The organism is Saccharopolyspora sp. NPDC050642 (genome assembly GCF_040654735.1).
Lineage (GTDB): Bacteria > Actinomycetota > Actinomycetes > Mycobacteriales > Pseudonocardiaceae > Saccharopolyspora > Saccharopolyspora elongata.
In genome coordinates, this window is the sequence record NZ_JBFAIN010000030.1 from 56,543 (window position 1) to 73,157 (window position 16,615).

A 16,615-nucleotide genomic window follows, 5' to 3' on the forward strand; every position below is an offset into this window, starting at 1 on the left:
GGTGTCGTGCGTCCGAGCACGCACGACACCACAGCCGTCGTCACAGCGATCCCGCCAGATCGGCCAGCAGGGCGGCGACCAGATCCGGACGGGACCAGTTGGGGCAGTGCCCGGTCGGCAACTCCACGACCTCGACCGCGTCCCACTCGACCGAACCCGACACCAGCTCCGGCATCCGGTCGGCCGCACCCCGCACGAAGGTCGTCGGCACCTCCCGCCACGCCGCCGCCCGCACACCCTGCGCACTGATCACCGGATTGCTGGGCCGCAGCAACGAAATCGCCTCCTCGGCCCGCGCCGCGGAGCAGTCGTGGAACAACGCCTCCCGCGCGGAATCCGCCGTCAGTTCCAGCAAGCCGTCCACCCGCCACCGCACCGCCTCCCGCGCCCCGTGCCCAACAACAGGCGGGGGAGCGAGATCGGTCAGGCTCTGCCCGGCATCGGGCATCGCGCCGGCGAGGTACACCAACCGCCGCACTGCCGGATGGCCGGCCGCCGCCTCGGTGATCACCGCACCGCCGTAGGAGTGCCCGCACAGCACCACCGGTTCGGTCGCCGCGTCCAGGAGCTCCCGAACCCGAGCGGCATCGTCGTGCAGATCGCCGGCGGCATCGCGGATGCCGCCGAGCCCGCTGGGCAGATCCGCGACCGAGCACGCGATCCCCACGCCCTCCAGGTCCGCGACGACATCGCGCCACGACCAGGGCCCCAGGAAACTGCCGTGCACCAGCACCACAGCCATACCGGGAGCCTAACCGGCCATCTTTTGACATGCAGCCGGTTGGCTGCCTATATTCACGCAGCCGACCGGCTGCACTTTGGTAGGTGAGATGGACGACGTGTTCAAAGCACTGGCCGACCCCAACCGACGCCAACTGCTCGACAACCTGAACGCCCACAACGGCCAAACCCTGCGCGAACTGTGCAGCGGCCTCGACATGGCCCGGCAATCCGTGAGCAAGCACCTCGCAGTGCTCGAAACCGCCAACCTCGTCACCACCGTGCGACGCGGCCGCGAAAAACTCCACTACCTCAACGCCGAACCGATCAACGCCATCACCGAACGCTGGATCAACCAGTACGACCGACAACGCATCCGCGCACTCGCAGACCTCAAAACCGCACTGGAGCAACCCGTGAACAACCCGGAATTCGTCTACACGACCTACATCAACACCACGCCGCAACGGCTCTGGCAAGCCCTCACCGACCCCGCCTTCACCCGCCGCTACTGGGGCCTGACCATCGACACCGACTGGCAACCCGGCTCCACCATGACCTGGCACGTCCCCGGCACCACGATCACCGACCCCGCCCAGGTCGTCCTCGAAGCCGAACCCCACCGCAAGCTCGCCTACACCTGGCACACCTTCACCCCGCAATGGGCCGAAGGCAGCGGCATCGACGACGACACGCTCACCACGATCGCCGCCGAACCCCGCTCGAAGGTCACCTTCGAGATCGAACCCCTCGGCGACATCGTCAAACTCACCGTGATCCACGACGGCTTCGAACCGGACAGCACCGTGCTCACCATGATCACCCAAGGCTGGCCCGCCCTGCTCTCCAGCCTCAAAACCCTGCTGGAAACCGGCGAAGCACTACCCGACGCCTAACAGCACCTCACGCATCGAACCGCAACGGCGTCAACTGCTCGATGTCATGACGCCGCCGCAACTCCGCCACCGCCACATCATCCACGCCACCCGGAGCCTCCAGGATCTCCAGCAACTCCTCGAAATACCGCTCGTGATGCGACGGCGGCGACGACTGGAAGAACATCCGCGCCGCAACCTCACCACGATTGGCGAAAGCATGCGGACAACCCGGCGGCACGAACATGACACTGCCCGGATCAGCACGACAAACCCGCTGCCCCGACTCGCCCTCCCACTCCGACCAGTTGTCCCCACCACGCACGACCGGCTCGAACGCCAACAACTCCAGCTCACCCTCCAGCACGTAGAACAACTCCTCGCTGCGGGCGTGCACATGCGCACCGACGTCGAAACCCGGCGGCACCACCACCTCGAAACTCGACGCCGCCGACGAATGCGCCCCCGTGACCTTGAACGTCACGTCCTGCGCACCCGTCACGATCCGCTTCCCATCACCGGGCGGAACGACCAAACCCTGCATCAGCGCTGAACCTTCCCCCGAATCACCAGGTCACAGGCAGACCGACCGGACCGCGGATCATCACGTCCTGCCGCCACCGGACCTCCTCCGGCGGCACCGCCAACCGAAGCCGGGGGAGGCGCTCCACCAAACCACCCAGCAGCACCTGCGACTCCATCCGCGCCAACAACGGCCCCACGCAGTAATGCGGCCCATGCCCGAACGCCACGTGCGGAATCTCCGCACGCCCCAGATCGAACCGCTCCGGCTCCGGGAAGACCTCCGGATCCCAGTTCGCCGTCACGTACGAAACGTGCACGACGTCCCCGGCCCGAATCCGAACACCCCGGATCACCACGTCCTCGGTGGCCACCCGCGGCTGCCCGACACCGCGCTTGTGCGGGATGAAACGCAGCAGCTCCTCCACCGCATGCGGAACCAGCCCCGGCTCGGCCACCAACCGATCCCGCAAACCCGGCTCCGTCAACAGCACGTACACCATGTTCGAACTGTTGTAGCGAACCGCGTGCCACCCGTTCAGCGACACCAGCACCACCAGCGCGCCCAGCTCCTCGTCATCGATCTCGCCACGATCGCGCGCATCACCCAGCACCGTCAGCAGATCATCACCCGACTCCCGACGGCGCTGCGCCACCAACTTGTGGAAGTACGCGTACAACTCGTCCTTGATCCGACCGTTGCGAGCCACCTCCGACTCGTCGCGCGCCATGCTGAACAACGTCTCCGCGCACCACATCAACCACGGCCGATCGTCCTCCGGAACACCCACGACCTCACCGATCATCGCCATCGGAAAGGGCGCCACCACGTGCTCCACCAGATCGGCCGGCGGCCCCGCGCTGACCAACGCCGCAATCCGCTCGGCCACCACCTGCTCGGCGCGCACCCGCAACCGCTCGACATTGCGCTGCGCGAAGACCTTCGCCGCCACCCGCCGGATCCGCGCATGCCCCGGCGGATCCGCATAGCTCACCGCCCGGTCCAACGGGATGATGTGCTTCGTCATCCGCGGGAACGGCTGGCCCGCGATCGCCGCGCGGCTGAACCTCGGATCCGAGGTCACGAACTTGACGTCCTCGTACCGCGTCACCAGCCACGCCTCACCCGACCCGAACTGCATCCGGATCCGCGCCACCGGCTCGTCCCGCAAGAACGCGGCGAGATCCGGATCGAACCCCACCCCGGCGATGTTCGGCGGCACGTAGCACCGCACCGGACACCGATCCGACATCAGCGACCTCCCAACGGACGCGCAACCGCCACCTGCTCACCCCTGGGACGCACGATCGTCGGCTCCGGTCCCGAAACCCAACTGCCGACGGCCATCTCCGCACTGATGCCCGGACCGAAACCAGCGATCACACCACGCGCCCGATCGGGCACCGAACCCTCGTCGAACATCCGCAACAACGCATCGAGCACCACGGCGCTGGCGATGTTCCCGTACTCGGTGAGCGTCGCCCGGCTGTACCGGAACGCCACCGGCGGTACCCCCAAGAACTTCGTCAGATCGTCGAGGATCCGCGGCCCACCGGCATGGATGATGTAGAAGTCCAGCCCCGCGACATCCCACCGATGCCGATCCGCCAACGCACGCAGCGCCGGCGCCAGCGGCTCCATCGTCGTCGGCACCCGCTTGTCCAACCGGAAGTGGAAGCCGGTGGCCTTCACCTGGTAGGAAATCCAGTCCTCGGTGTCCGGGATCATCGCCGCGGCATTGCGCTCCAGCAGAACCCCGCTACCACCGGAACCCCGCACCACGGCAGCCGCGACGGCATCGCCGAACAACCCGTTCGACAGCAACGAACCGATGTCGTGGTCGTCGGGCTGGTAGCACAGCGAGCAGAACTCGCAGGCGACGATCAGCGCGTTCAAGTCGGGGTAGGCGGTGCAGAAGTCGTGCGCGCGATTGATCGCCGCACCACCCGCGGCACACCCGAGCTGCGCGATCGGCAGCTGTCGCGTGTCGTGGCGGAACCCCATCGAGTTGATCAGCCACGACGTCATCGACGGCATCATGAACCCGGTGCACGACACGTACACCAGCAGGTCGATGTCCTCGGCGCGCAACCCGGAATTGGCCAACGCCCGGGACACGACGGCCGGCACGCGCAGCTTGGCCTGCTCCTCGTAGATCCTGTTGCGCACCTCGAACCCCGGGTGCTGCAACGTCTCGGAGATCGGCCGGATGAGGTGGCGCTTGCGGACTCCGGTGTTGCTGATCAACCGCAGGGCGAGGGGGAGTTGCGGGTGATCGGCGTGGACTCGACGGGCGTGCTCAAGCGTTTCCTCCACGGTGATGACGTGCTCAGGAACCGCAACCGCCGGTCTGCACAGAACTGCCACCGATACCTCCAGACGTACGAGCAGACCTGCTGCGAAGCGAATTGGTTCGGCACTCATCATCCGGTGCGGCGGGAGGAATGGTCGTCCGTGCCGGGCCGTTTCCCTCGGCATAGCCACTGATGGGAGGACGCAGCGGTGTTGAGTGACCAAGTCACGTGAAAGTTGTTCGCGCCCAACGGATTTCCGGATGCGGCGACACGATTCGACTTCGAGGACAAGGGGAGTGGGGCGACTCCGCCGCACAAGCCATCAACCCATTGCGATGCGGCTATCTCCGCGCGATGTTGATCTCGGGCGGGACGCAGAGGGGAGAGGCGACCGATGGTCCGGCAGATTTCGCGCTGACGCACAACTGGCGAGTCAGACTCGCGGGTGTGCGACCACAACGTGCGCTCCGAGCCAGGAGCCGTCTTTCCGTCGCTCGGGGTGCCGGGGACGTTGATGAGCGCGGCGAACTTGGCGTGTGGTCAGGTCGGGCGATAACGCAACCGGGACATGGTCGGAGGCCAGGGCGGTGGTCGGGGGAACCCCGCAAATGCATTACTTAACATAATGTACATTATCGGCGTTTTATCGACCTGTGGCGATGGCGGCCAGAAGCGCCTGTTTGTCGGGTTTTCGGGCCTTGTCGCATCCAGCTTCGACGCCAGGTGCTGACGAGCCGGATAACGCGCTTGGCGACCGGCGCCTGACAGCCGGCTGACTCGTCGGCGCCAGCCGTCGTCGCGTCAGGCGCTGAGTGCGATATCGACCATGAGATTGCATTGTGAGCCGAGTTGACAGTTGGTCGCCCCATGCCGTGAGGCTTGGGGGTCGCAGCCGCCTTGTGGAGTGCCGAGTTTGACCGGCTGATGGTGTCGGATGCTGACGAAGTCCCTCCGGTCGCCCATCCGGCTCGATCTGCCGGGTCTCGTTCCTCTACTCATTAGCGTCACAGTGACAAAATTGGGTAGGCGGAACGGGACGTTCATCTGCGGAGCATCATCGAAGCAATCCGCCGGATCATGATCCACATTATTCTCGGCGGGCCGAGCCCGATCCGCCGGGCGCGCCATGTGGAACGACCTGGCCTGATGATTCGGCCCGCCGGCAAGGCGTGTGGCGTGCCGATGCGGAGCCGTTGAGCGTGCGGGCCGCGAGAGAGCCGATCGGCCTGGGCGAGCGACCATCTATCCCCCGGAAGGGCTCTGGCTCTCTCCTCGCGCCACGTCTCCATTTGATGGATAACGTTCATTATCCATCAAATGGAGAAAGAGACGGCATGCCGAAGATTCTTGCTCGCGGCGCCCCGGACTTGTTGGTACTCCACGTGCGTTCGCTCCTGGAAGCCGCTGCCCTCGGTCACTCCTGGCAGTTCGCTTCCCCTGCATCTGCTGGAAAGACTCATCCCCTCGCCCTACGAGGTCAGCCCCAGTCCCCTCCCCGTACATCAGAGCGCGGTCGGTGCGTAGGCTGCCCTTCCCTGCCGCATCGCGCCCCTCGATCGTCCACAGAGGTCACGTCGCGGAGCGGGCGATCAGGACCGGGCATGGGGCCATGTGCAGCAGGGCACGGCTGGTCGAGCCCAGCAGCATGCCCGTCATGCCGCCTCTCCCCCTGCTGCCCACGACGATCAGCTGGGCCTCCCTGCCGTGTCCGACCAGGTAGCGGACCGGCCGGTCCCGTTCCACCACTCGATGCACCTCGACGTCCGGGTATTTCTCCCGCCACCCGGCCAGGCGCTCGGCGAGCACCGCTCGCTCAGCCTCGTCGATCGATTCCCATTCCCGGTCGTCGTCGCGGGCGAGCCAGGGCTCGACTTCGACGTCCATCCAGACGTGCACGGCCACCAGCGGTGCGTGGCGCACCGAAGCCTCCTCGAAGGCCGCAGCGACGGCTGCCTCGCCGACGCGGGACCCGTCGACGCCGACGAGGATCGGCCCCGGATCGGCCGGTTCGACGTCGCGAGCACGCACTACGACCACCGGGCACTCGGCGTGCATGGCGACCGTCTCGGCCGTGGACCCGACCATCATGCCCCCGCCTTCACCGAGGCCCCGGATACCCACGATCACCCGGCGGCTCTGCGCGGATTCCTCGACCAGAACGGCGTGCGGGGCGCCCCGGCGCAGTTCCGACGTCGTCTCGACCCCTGGCGCGACCTCGTCGACCTGCCGTGCGGCCACGGCCAGCCAACGGCGTCGTGCGACCTCCTCGGCCACGCGCGCCTTGTCCGGAAGTGACTCCGCTCCGACCGAGATCAACCGCAGCGGCACGCGGTGCAGCGCGGCGTCGGCCGCAGCCCACCGCACGGCGTTCAGCGCCGACTCGGACCCGTCGACGCCCACGATGTTGGCCTTGCGCATGCTCGTCTCCTTCCCCCCGACCGACCGTAAGGCCGCGCCAGAACCACACAAGTCGGGCGTTCCTGGAGGACTTCGCGCCCAGCCGGCGCAGGTCGGAAGCGCCGGGTACCACGGGCGACAGGAGCCAGGGCACTTCGTGGCTCCGGTGCTGTTCGAAGGCACTTGGACCCTCGCCCGGCGGACTCCGGGCGGTCACAGTGACAGCAAGAGGGTGAGGAGTCGTGCATGCGAACGTTCCCCGCTGCCTTCGGGCTGACATCCAGCCAGACGGAGCAGGTCATCCGGCTGGCCGGGATGGCTCCGTCGCTGCACAACAGCCAGCCGTGGCGCTTCCGGGTCCTGCCCCACCTGATCGAACTGCACGCGGATCCGAAGCGGCACCTGCCGGTCGCCGATCCGGAGGACCGGGAATTGCGGTTGGCGTGCGGGGCGGCGCTGTTCAACCTGCGGCTCGCTCTGGAACAGGCGGGCATCCGGCCAGTGGTGACCCTGCTTCCGCGCATGGCGGCCGCCACCACGTTGGCCGAGGTGCGCAGCGGTGGCCAAGCGGATCAGCGCCCGGCCAACCTCCGGTGCTACGAGGCGATCACCGAGCGGCACAGCCATCGGCAGCCGTTCCGGAACATCCCGGTGTCTGCAGCGGACCGGCACCTGCTGATGCGTGCTGCCCAAGAGGAGCAAGCGTGGCTGCATCTCGTCCAGCCGGGCGAGCACGGCGCGCTTGAGGGCCTGGTGCACCGCGCGCATCGAGCGCAGATGGCCGATGCCCGCTTCCGGACCGAGATGGCGGCTTGGACGGGGCGCACGGATGACACCACCGAGGGCGTGCCGGTGTCGGCCGCAGGCCCCAAACCGGAGCCGAAGGACCAGTGGGTGCACCGCGATTTCACCGCGGGGCGCACCGAGCGGTCGCCGGGAACGGAGTTCGAGTCCCATCCGCTGCTGGTCGTGTTGTGCACCCGGCACAGCGGCCGGGAGGCGGACCTGCAGGCCGGGCAGGCTTTGCAGCGGTTGTGGCTGACCACGACCGCGCAGGGCCTGGTCGCCTCGATGATCTCCGAGGTCGTCGAGGTGCCGGAGACGTGTGAAGAGCTCCAGCGGATGCTCGGTGGGAACGTGGTCCCGCGTGCGCTGCTGCGGATCGGGCACGGTGCACCGTCGGTGCCCTCGCCTCGTCGCGACGTGAGCGACATGCTCGTCGACGACGTCTCCGAAGCGTTCGAAAGCTGAGCGCCCTTCGTCTGGGCGAGATGTCCATTTGAGACGTTCCCAGGCAGCCCGAGCAGTCGCAGGCGACTTGCAATCCGCTGCGATCGTGGTGGTCGCGATGTCGCGACCACCACGATCGCGATGTGGTTATGCCGTGGTCAGGTTCTGGTTGAAGAACTGGGTCAGCTTGGCCACGGCCGGGGTGACGTACTTGTCGACGTCGTAGAGGTCGACGTGGGTGGCGCCTTCGATGATGAAGAGTTCGGCGTTGTCCCCCGCTCGTTCGACTCCCGTCTGGCTGAACAGGAGCGTGACGAACACCGTCCGTCGCCATGGGAACCTTGCTCGCACCACCGCGAACGGCGGCCCGGTACCGCTCCCCTGCGCTCACCGCACCCCGGTGACGAACGGGTTCACGGACACCACCACTACCCCGGCGCCGGGTTGTTCACCCGATCTGCTCGGAAAGCACGATGCGGGACTACGGCTGGATCGTCCACGGGCCTTTGTGCCGGCGGAACACCGGCGACCCGGAACAGCGCTCTTCGTAACGTTCCTGCAGGCGGCTGTAGTCGTGGTCGGGGAAGAGCACGGGGAGCGCCTCCAGCGTCCTGTCCAGCTGGCTGACCATGGTCTGGAACTCCCTGTCGCGGAGGTCGACCTCCATGAAGAGGTACTGCCAGAACGGGGCTCCCTTCATGAGGAGCAGGTTCTCCAGGTAGGACTGGTAGTCGAGTTCCAGCAGCTCCAGCCTCACGCGGTTCATGTCGTAGAACCACAGCTCCCGGCTCTGGGCGCCGAACGGCGCCCGCAACGCGGTGAGGCGGCCTGATCCGGGCGCCTCCTCCAGCGTCTTCAGCTCCGTGCCCATCAGCTCCCACTTCTCCGGGGGCAGCCGCTCGTCCACGTGGGGCAGGCCGTAGTCGGACAGGCAGCTCCGGAGGTCTTTGAGGGCGAACTCCCCGTAGAGGTAGTGGTCGTCGGTGTGCCATGTGAGGTGGATGTGATCGGTGCTGAGCAGGTAGTCCCGGACTCCCTCGGCGGCGTCGTCGCCCCAGGCGGAGTCGATCAGCGCGGTATCGCCGGCCGAGAGCTCCCGGTGCGGGCCCGATCCGATCTCGCAGGTGCGCACGACGACATCCGGGATGGAGCGGAGTTCCTCAACGTGCGCGCGGACGCGGTCCTGGTAGTTCATGGCCACAGATCTTCGTCCAGACCACCGACCGTCAAGCGCATCGCACCGCGCGGGAACAGGTCACCAGGGCGTTCGCCAGCCACGAGCTGAGCCTCGGCGGCGGCCGCGACCTCGACTTCCGCCTGGACATCGTCCCGTCGCCGCGGCTGACCATCGGGCGGATGACCTACGGCGCCGACGCGACGCTGTGCGGACCGCGTGGAGACCTCGACGACGTCGCCCTTGCCGGTGCGGTGCCGTTGCAGCAGCGCCGCCAGCACCCCGGCCACGGCGAACATCGAACCGCGTGCCGATGGCGTGCAGCGCACCGGTCAGCCCGATGTAGTTGATGTCGTGGCCGCCGCGCCGGGCCAGCGGCCCGACCCCGAGGCGCTCGGCGACGCCTGGCCGGAAGCCCTCGATGAGCACGTCCGCGCGCCGGACCAGGGCCGACACCGAGCCGGCGCAACCCCTCGGCCAGCCTGGACACCTCGGCATCGAGCTCTTCGTAGCTCAGCCGCTGCGTCCCGCACACCACGGCTTCGCCACCGGGCTGCGCCCGCACGGCGGACTCGAACACGTCCACGACCGTGGCGACCGTGACCGGGACCAGCCGGGCCGCCACGCCGGATTCGCCCTGCAACCGCACGGGCCCGTTCGGAGTCGTGATCACGTGGCTGGAAAAGGATTGGACGGGGTGATTCTCGGGCTTGTAGCGTGCGGTGGACCGCGACACCGCCCGAGGAGGTGAGACCCATGAACGCTGTATCGATGTGGGTGCTCCCCCTTCCCGTCACGGTCGGGCGATTGACGTAGGTGTCGCCGGGAGTGCCTCGCCAACAAGGCACTCCCGAAAGGCAACACCTATGCACTCTCCGCAGTTCACCGCCGAGCCGTCGTCGAACGATACGGTCGAGCGCGACTTCACCGTGGGCGACGTCCCCGGAGTCCGGTCATCGGCCTCCGGCGCCGATCGCGCGCCCCTCATGTTCGACGTGATCATTGCCGGGTGCGGGCCGACTGGCGCGATGCTGGCCGCCGAACTGCGCCTGCACGATGTGCGGGTACTCGTTCTGGAGAAGGAAACCGAGCCCGTGTCGTTCGTCCGCATAGTCGGTCTGCACGTTCGCAGTATCGAGCTGATGGCAATGCGCGGACTGCTCGAGCGCATTCTCGAACACGGAAGACGGCGTCCGGCCGGCGGATTCTTCGCCGCCATCGCCAAACCCGCGCCCGAGGGCCTGGATTCCGCGCACGCCTATCTGCTGGGCATCCCGCAGCCGGTCATCGTTCACCTGCTCGAAGAACATGCGATCGAACTGGGTGCGCAGGTCCGCCGCGGTTGTGCGGTGGCCGATTTCGAGCAGGACGACGAGGGTGTGACCGTCGAGCTGGCCGACGGCGAACAGCTGCGTTCGCGTTATCTCGTCGGCTGTGACGGCGGGCGCAGTACGGTGCGCAAACTGCTCGGCGTCGGCTTCCCCGGCGAGCCCTCGCGGACCGAGACGCTGATGGGCGAGATGGAAGTGGGTGTGCCGCAGGAGGAGATCGCCGCCAAGGCGACCGAAATCCACGAGACCAACAAGACTTTCAGTCTCAGACCGTTCGGCGAAGGGGTCTATCGTGTCGTGGTCCCCGCCGCGGGAGTCAGCGATCGCGCGGAACCGCCCACCATCGAGGATTTCAAACAACAGCTGCGCGCCATCGCCGGAACCGATTTCGGCGTGCACTCCCCGCGCTGGTTGTCCCGTTTCGGGGATGCCACCCGGCTGGCCGAACGTTATCGGGTCGGGCGGGTGCTGCTGGCCGGAGATGCGGCGCACATCCATCCACCCACCGGCGGACAGGGCCTCAACCTGGGCGTTCAGGACTCAGTCAACCTCGGTTGGAAACTGGCCGCGCAGATCCGCGGCTGGGCGCCGGAAACGCTGCTGGACACCTACCAGGCCGAACGTCATCCGGTCGCCGAGGACGTGCTGGACAACACCCGCGCCCAGATGGAACTGCTGTCCACCGAACCGGGCCCGCGGGCCGTGCGCAGGCTGCTCACCGAACTGATGGACTTCGACGAGGTGAACCGCTATCTGATCGAGAAGATCACCGCGATCGGCATCCGCTACGACTTCGGCGCAGGCCCCGACCTGCTCGGCCGCCGCCTGCGCGACATCGACGTGAAACAGGGCCGCCTCTACGACCAACTACATCGGGGCCGCGGCCTGGTACTCGACCGCACCGAACGCCTGACCGTCGAGGGCTGGTCGGACCGGGTCGACCTCATCGCGGATCCCACTGCGGCACTGGATGTTCCGTGCGTCCTGCTACGCCCCGACGGCCACGTCGCCTGGATCGGCGACGATCAGCAGGACCTGGACGACCGCCTCTCCCGCTGGTTCGGCAAGCCCGCCACCTGATTTCGCCTGAGCAGTGGTCATCCCGCATATGCGTGGCGAGATGGCGAGCAGATCTGCGGCGCTGTCGGTCAGGAGCAGGGAGTGGTCGGCGTTCTCGTCGGACATCCACCGCCCGCTGGCATGGCGGAAAATGGCCATGCCAGCGGGCGGTAGCCAGTCGTGCTGTCCGGGTCTCGACCAGGGCCCCGGCGATTTGTCCGAGCCCGTCGCTGATGATGAGGCCGCCCGGGTCTGCTTGGTCGAGTGGTGGTCGCGGGTGCCGGATCCGGACCGTGCTCGGTGTGGTCGTACCCTCACCGATCGTGAGCTTCACTGACTATGACCTGGTGATCGTCGGCTCCGGTTTCTTCGGCCTGACCGTGGCCGAGCGCGCCGCCACCCAGCTGGACAAGCGGGTGCTGGTCCTGGACCGGCGCGGCCACATCGGTGGTAACGCCTACTCCGAGGCGGAGCCGGAAACCGGCATCGAGGTGCACCGCTACGGCGCCCACCTGTTCCACACGTCGAACAAGCGGGTGTGGGACTACGTCAACCGATTCACCGACTTCACCGGCTACCAGCACCGCGTGTTCACGATCCATCGGGGCCGCGTCTACCCGATGCCGATCAACATGGCGACGATCTGCGAGTACGCCGGCAGGTACATGACGCCGGACGAGGCGCGGACCTGGGTGGCCGAGCAGGCCAGCGAGATCGACTCCAAGGATGCGAAGAACTTCGAGGAGAAGGGCATCTCGCTGATCGGGCGCCCGCTGTACGAGGCGTTCTTCCGCGGTTACACCGCCAAGCAGTGGCAGACCGACCCGAAGGAACTGCCGGCGGCCACGTTCAGCCGGCTTCCGGTTCGGTACACCTTCAACAACCGGTACTTCAACGACACCTACGAGGGCCTGCCCGTCGACGGGTACACCGCGTGGCTGGAGAAGATGGCCGACCACCCGAACATCGAGGTCCGGCTGAACACCGACTACTTCGACGTTCGCGACGAGATCCCGGCCGCCACGCCAACGGTGTACACCGGCCCGCTGGACCGCTACTTCGACTACTCGCAGGGCTGGCTCGGCTGGCGCACGCTGGACTTCGAACAGGAGGTCCTGCACACCACCGGCGACTTCCAGGGCACCTCGGTGATGAACTACGCCGACGAGGACGTGCCGTACACGCGCATCCACGAGTTCCGGCACTTCCACCCGGAGCGCACGAGCTACCCGAGCGACAAGACGGTCGTCGTCAGGGAGTTCTCGCGGGCGGCGGACAAGGACGACGAGCCCTACTACCCGATCAACACCCCCGAGGACAGGGCGAAGCTGGAAAGCTACCGCGAGCTGGCCAAGGCCGAGGCAGGGGCCCGCAACGTGCTGTTCGGCGGCCGGCTCGGCACCTACAAGTACCTCGACATGCACATGGCGATCGGGTCGGCGCTGTCGATGTTCAACAACAAGATCGCGCCGTACTTCACCGAGGGCCGGCCGCTCGACGGTTCCGTCGACGACTGACAGGATCGACGATCAGCCGGAGTGCTTGCTCTCGCTCCGGGCTGGACACCAACGCCATCCCCGGCATCGCCGTGTTCCTCGTCCCCGTCGACACCCCTGGCCTGACAGTCGGGGTCAAGGACAAGAAGGTGGGGCAGGAAGGCGCCTGGACTGCCGACGTGAACTTCTCCGGTGTCCGGGTTCCCGCCGCCGCGCTGGTCGGCGGCAACCCGGCGGCGAGCACGACCGCCGCCACTCCCCTCGGGATCCACACGATGCCGGTGGTGGCCCCGGAAGTAGAAGGCCTGCGCCAGCAGGTACAGCGCAGGCCCGGCGAGCAGGAGGTCGAAGGTCAGGGACGCAGCAGCATCTCCGGCGCGATGGGCAGGGTGCGCATCCGCAGGCCGGTGGCGTGGTGGATGGCGTTGGTGATCGCCGGGGCGACGCCGATCGCGGCGATCTCGGCGATTCCCTTCACACCGAGGGGGTTGACGTGCGGATCGTCCTCGTCGACGAACACCGGGTCCAGCTCCCCGATGTCGGCGTTGACGGGCACGAGGTAGTCGGCGAGGGTCGCGTTGATCACGTGACCGTCGCGGGGGTCGACGGCGGTGTGCTCCAGCAGCGCCATCCCGATGCCCAGCACCATGCCGCCGATGGCCTGGCTGTGCGCGGTCTTCGGGTTGACGATCCGGCCTCCGCCGAACGCGGCGACGACCCGCGGCACCCGGACCAGGCCGAGATCCGGGTCGACGGCCACCTCGGCGAACACGGCGCCGTACTCGTGCATCGAGTACCGGGCGGTGTCCGCGCTGGGACGGTAGTCGCCGCCGGCTTCGACCGAGTGCCCCAGCCTGCTCATGACCTCGGTGAGATCGGCGTGGCTGCTGGTCTCACCGGCCTGTTCGAGGGCTTGGCCGCGCGCCGCGGCGCAGGCGGCGTGCACGGCGGACCCGACGCCGCCCATGGTCGCCGATCCGCCGTGCGGTGGTGCTTCGGGCAGGTTGGCGTCGCCCAGCTCGAAACGCACCTGTTCGATGGGCAATCCCAGGGTCTCGGCCGCGACCTGCGTCATCGACGTGTAGGTGCCCGGCCCCATGTCGCTGGTCGCGGAGGACACGACGGCGGTCCCGTCGGGATGCACGATCGCGCGGGCGCTGGCCGGGAAGTTGTAGACCGGGTAGGTCGCCGAAGAACATCCGAAGCCGATCAGGCGTCCCCGCTCGTCGCGCATCGAGCCGATGCGGGGGTCGCGGTCGTCCCAGCCGAAGCGCTGCCCGGCGACGGTGAGGCATTCCCGCAGGGATCGGCTGGAGAAGGGCAGGTCCCGGTCGAGGTCGCGGTCGGCGTCGTTGCGCAGCCGGAGCTCGACCGGGTCGATGCCGAGGGCTTCGGCGAGTTCGTCCATTGCGGACTCCAGGGCGAAGATCCCGCTGATCTCGCCCGGGGCCCGCATCGCGCAGGGCGTGTTGACGTTGAGCTCGGCGAGCCGGTAGCGGGTGGCGACGTTCGGGCAGCCGTAGAGGAACCTGGTGGGGCCCAGGAGGTTCTCCGCGTATTGCTCGTACGTCGAGGTTTCCGCCGTGCCTTCGTGGCGGATGGCGACGAGGTGGCCGCCGCGGTCGGCGCCGAGCACGACGCGCTGCTCGGTGTGCGGCCGGTATCCGGTGAGCGGGAACGTCTGCCGCCGCGTCAGCACCACCTTCACGGGGCGGTCGGTGTGGAGTGCCGCCATCGCCGCGAGCGTGGTGTGCGGCCAGACGCGCAGCGCGGAGCCGAAGGCGCCGCCGACGAACGGTGATATCACGCAGACGTTCTCGGGCGGGATCCCGAAGGTCGCGGCGAGCTCGGCGCGGGTGTTGCTGACCCACTGGGTCTTGTCCCACACGGTGAGCGTTCCGGCGTCCCAGGCGGCCGTCGTGGCGTGCAGCTCGATGGGGTTGTGGTCCTCGCGCGCGACCACGTACTCGGCGTCGATCGTCACCGCGGCGGTCTGCAGTGCGCCGTCCGGGTCGCCGCGTCGCGTGTCGCCGGGCTGGCCGAACTTCGCGTTGCCCGGTCCCGGTGGTACGGCACTGGTGGCGGCGTCCTCGAACGATGTCGCGGCCGGTTCCTCGGCGTACGAGGCGTGCACGAGTGCCGCCGCGTGCGTCGCGTTTTCGAAGGTGTCCGCGACGACGAGGGCGATGGCTTGGCCGAGGTGGACGACGCGGTCGTCCTGCAGCACGTGGATCCGTTCGCCGTCCTGCGCGTCGACGAGGGATTTGTGCTGCTGGTAAGGGAGTTCGGGGGCGTTGAGGTGGGTGAGCACGGCGATGACGCCGGGCGCGGACCCGGCCGCGGCGGTGTCGATCTCGGTGATGCGTCCCTTCGCGATGGCCGAGCCGACGATGACGCCGTGGGCCGTGCGCGGCCCGGGGTCGAATTCGGCGGCGTAGGTGGCCTCTCCGGTGACCTTCGCCCGGCCGTCGACCCTGCTGACCGCCTGGCCGATGTAGGACGTGGGTGCGGCTGTCGTCGTCATGACCGGCCTCCCGCTTCGCGCAGGGCGCGGACGATCGTGCGCTTCATGAGTTCGGGCTTGAACCGGTTTCCCGCCCTGGTGACGGCGCCTTCGGTCGCGTGCTCGGCGGCGGCCCGGTAGGAGTCGACGTCGTCGATGCGGCCGGTGAGCGCGTTCTCGACGGTGCGCAGGCGCCACGGTTTGGTGCCGACTCCGCCCACGGCCACCCGTGCTTCGCGGATCGTGCCGTCGTCGACGTCCAGGGCCACGGCCGCGGAGGTCAGCGCGAACTCGAAGGACACCCGGTCCCGCACCTTGAGGTAGTGGGAGTGCCGGGCGGCCGGGGACGGCGGCACCACGACCGCGGTGATCAGCTCGCCGGGTTCCAGGACCGTTTCGAGGTGCGGGGTTTCGCCGGGCAGCCGGTGCAGCTCGTCGAGGGGCACGACCCGGCCGCCGTTGGAGCCCAGCACGTGGACTTCGGCGTCCAGCGCCACGAGCGCCACCGCGACGTCGGAGGCGTGCGTGGCGATGCAGTGGGCCGAGCCGCCCAGCACCGCGTGCGTCCGATTGGCGCCGTCCATCGCGGCGCACCCAGAACCGGGATACCGCTTGTTGCAGGCGGAAACTCCGGGGTCCCGGAAGTACGGGCAGCGGGTTCGCTGCAGGAGGTTGCCGCCGATGGTGGCCATGTTCCGCACCTGCCCCGACGCCGACAGCAGCAGGGCTTCGGCGATCGCTGGGAAGGCGCGGGACACGTCGGGATCCGCCGCGATGTCGCTCATCTTGGCCGCGGCACCTAGGCGCAGCGTCCCGTCGGGCGCGGTTTCGATGCGGTCGTCGAGCACGCCGTCGAGCGCGACCAGGCGTTCCGGCTGCCGGATCTCGTCGGTCAGCAGTTGCATCATGTCGGTGCCACCGGCGATGTATTCGGCGGGCGGGGTGGAACCGAGGCGCGCGGCCGAGTCGGCGTCGCCCGGGCGTTCGAGGGTGAAGGGAAACATCGTGCCCCC

Annotated in this window: 13 protein-coding genes and 4 pseudogenes; 6 read left to right on the forward strand and 11 right to left on the reverse strand. The window is 68.1% G+C overall.

The genetic code is table 11. From position 1 onward, the window contains the following. Positions 1-40: 40 nt before the first annotated feature. Positions 41-742: an alpha/beta hydrolase gene (locus tag AB0H93_RS32815; RefSeq protein WP_358578017.1), complete on the reverse strand. Its 702-nt coding sequence runs from the start codon at positions 740-742 to the stop codon at positions 41-43. 88 nt (positions 743-830) lie between these two features. Between AB0H93_RS32815 and AB0H93_RS32820 the strand changes: the two genes are divergently transcribed. Next, a complete protein-coding gene (locus AB0H93_RS32820) occupies positions 831-1,616 on the forward strand; it encodes a metalloregulator ArsR/SmtB family transcription factor (protein WP_358578020.1) in 786 nt (261 codons plus the stop codon). A 7-nt stretch (positions 1,617-1,623) separates the two neighbouring features. Here AB0H93_RS32820 and AB0H93_RS32825 read toward each other — a convergent pair whose 3' ends face one another. From AB0H93_RS32825 to AB0H93_RS32840, 4 genes are all read right to left on the reverse strand, one after another. Beyond that, positions 1,624-2,139: a cupin domain-containing protein gene (locus AB0H93_RS32825; RefSeq protein WP_358578022.1), complete on the reverse strand. Its 516-nt coding sequence runs from the start codon at positions 2,137-2,139 to the stop codon at positions 1,624-1,626. A 22-nt stretch (positions 2,140-2,161) separates the two neighbouring features. Beyond that, positions 2,162-3,370 carry a cytochrome P450 gene (locus AB0H93_RS32830; RefSeq protein ID WP_358578025.1) on the reverse strand — a complete coding sequence of 403 codons (1,209 nt, stop codon included), beginning with the start codon at positions 3,368-3,370 and terminating at the stop codon, positions 2,162-2,164. After that, complete coding sequence (locus AB0H93_RS32835; protein ID WP_358578028.1) at positions 3,370-4,485, reverse strand: type III polyketide synthase; 1,116 nt, start codon at positions 4,483-4,485, stop codon at positions 3,370-3,372. The genes AB0H93_RS32830 and AB0H93_RS32835 overlap by 1 nt, the downstream gene beginning before the upstream one ends. 1,496 nt (positions 4,486-5,981) lie before the next feature. After that, positions 5,982-6,830, reverse strand: coding sequence for a universal stress protein (locus AB0H93_RS32840; protein ID WP_358578031.1), 849 nt, complete (start codon positions 6,828-6,830; stop codon positions 5,982-5,984). A 225-nt stretch (positions 6,831-7,055) separates the two neighbouring features. Here AB0H93_RS32840 and AB0H93_RS32845 point away from each other — a divergent pair, with 225 nt between their 5' ends. After that, the gene (locus AB0H93_RS32845) at positions 7,056-8,060 is read left to right on the forward strand and encodes a nitroreductase (RefSeq protein ID WP_358578034.1); all 1,005 of its coding nucleotides are present in this window, start codon (positions 7,056-7,058) and stop codon (positions 8,058-8,060) included. Positions 8,061-8,186: 126 nt separating this feature from the next. Here AB0H93_RS32845 and AB0H93_RS32850 read toward each other — a convergent pair whose 3' ends face one another. Together AB0H93_RS32850 and AB0H93_RS32855 are read right to left on the reverse strand one after the other, a co-directional pair. Further along, entirely contained in the window at positions 8,187-8,360 is a 174-nt protein-coding gene (locus tag AB0H93_RS32850; protein WP_358578036.1) for a hypothetical protein, read from the reverse strand. Positions 8,361-8,520: 160 nt separating this feature from the next. Further along, on the reverse strand, positions 8,521-9,234 hold the full coding sequence (locus AB0H93_RS32855; RefSeq protein ID WP_358578039.1) for a hypothetical protein: 714 nt from the start codon (positions 9,232-9,234) through the stop codon (positions 8,521-8,523). A gap of 86 nt (positions 9,235-9,320) precedes the next feature. On the opposite strand from AB0H93_RS32855, the pseudogene AB0H93_RS32860 reads away from it, so the two are divergent. Beyond that, positions 9,321-9,374 (forward strand): annotated as a pseudogene (locus tag AB0H93_RS32860) (hypothetical protein); the annotation flags it as partial. A 60-nt stretch (positions 9,375-9,434) separates the two neighbouring features. Here the strand turns inward: AB0H93_RS32860 and AB0H93_RS32865 are convergent. Continuing rightward, positions 9,435-9,651 (reverse strand): annotated as a pseudogene (locus tag AB0H93_RS32865) (CoA transferase); the annotation flags it as partial. Positions 9,652-9,715: 64 nt separating this feature from the next. Then, positions 9,716-9,949: pseudogene (locus tag AB0H93_RS32870) on the reverse strand (hypothetical protein); the annotation flags it as partial. A 250-nt stretch (positions 9,950-10,199) separates the two neighbouring features. Between AB0H93_RS32870 and rox the strand changes: the two are divergent. The 3 genes and pseudogenes from rox to AB0H93_RS32885 form a co-directional block, all read left to right on the forward strand. Beyond that, the gene (rox, locus tag AB0H93_RS32875; protein ID WP_358578120.1) at positions 10,200-11,624 is read left to right on the forward strand and encodes a rifampin monooxygenase; all 1,425 of its coding nucleotides are present in this window, start codon (positions 10,200-10,202) and stop codon (positions 11,622-11,624) included. 302 nt (positions 11,625-11,926) lie between these two features. Beyond that, on the forward strand, positions 11,927-13,120 hold the full coding sequence (gene glf, locus AB0H93_RS32880) for a UDP-galactopyranose mutase (RefSeq protein WP_358578042.1): 1,194 nt from the start codon (positions 11,927-11,929) through the stop codon (positions 13,118-13,120). Positions 13,121-13,182: 62 nt separating this feature from the next. Next, a pseudogene (locus AB0H93_RS32885) lies at positions 13,183-13,329 on the forward strand (acyl-CoA dehydrogenase); the annotation flags it as partial. 122 nt (positions 13,330-13,451) lie between these two features. Here AB0H93_RS32885 and AB0H93_RS32890 read toward each other — a convergent pair. Together AB0H93_RS32890 and AB0H93_RS32895 are read right to left on the reverse strand one after the other, a co-directional pair. Then, entirely contained in the window at positions 13,452-15,623 is a 2,172-nt protein-coding gene (locus AB0H93_RS32890; RefSeq protein WP_358578045.1) for a xanthine dehydrogenase family protein molybdopterin-binding subunit, read from the reverse strand. Next, positions 15,620-16,606 (reverse strand): xanthine dehydrogenase family protein subunit M, encoded by a 987-nt coding sequence (locus tag AB0H93_RS32895; RefSeq protein ID WP_358578048.1) that lies wholly within the window; start codon positions 16,604-16,606, stop codon positions 15,620-15,622. The genes AB0H93_RS32890 and AB0H93_RS32895 overlap by 4 nt, the downstream gene beginning before the upstream one ends. Positions 16,607-16,615 lie beyond the last annotated feature (9 nt).

Bases quoted from the DNA above. Each gene is read 5' to 3' on its own strand.
- AB0H93_RS32820 (WP_358578020.1), top strand. From the start codon at position 831: ATGGACGACGTGTTCAAAGCACTGGCCGACCCCAACCGACGCCAACTG.
- AB0H93_RS32825 (WP_358578022.1), bottom strand. From the start codon at position 2,139: ATGCAGGGTTTGGTCGTTCCGCCCGGTGATGGGAAGCGGATCGTGACG.
- rox (WP_358578120.1), top strand. From the start codon at position 10,200: ATGTTCGACGTGATCATTGCCGGGTGCGGGCCGACTGGCGCGATGCTG.
- AB0H93_RS32855 (WP_358578039.1), bottom strand. From the start codon at position 9,234: ATGAACTACCAGGACCGCGTCCGCGCGCACGTTGAGGAACTCCGCTCC.
- AB0H93_RS32830 (WP_358578025.1), bottom strand. From the start codon at position 3,370: ATGTCGGATCGGTGTCCGGTGCGGTGCTACGTGCCGCCGAACATCGCC.
- AB0H93_RS32815 (WP_358578017.1), bottom strand. From the start codon at position 742: ATGGCTGTGGTGCTGGTGCACGGCAGTTTCCTGGGGCCCTGGTCGTGG.
- AB0H93_RS32845 (WP_358578034.1), top strand. From the start codon at position 7,056: ATGCGAACGTTCCCCGCTGCCTTCGGGCTGACATCCAGCCAGACGGAG.
- AB0H93_RS32840 (WP_358578031.1), bottom strand. From the start codon at position 6,830: ATGCGCAAGGCCAACATCGTGGGCGTCGACGGGTCCGAGTCGGCGCTG.
- AB0H93_RS32895 (WP_358578048.1), bottom strand. From the start codon at position 16,606: ATGTTTCCCTTCACCCTCGAACGCCCGGGCGACGCCGACTCGGCCGCG.
- AB0H93_RS32890 (WP_358578045.1), bottom strand. From the start codon at position 15,623: ATGACGACGACAGCCGCACCCACGTCCTACATCGGCCAGGCGGTCAGC.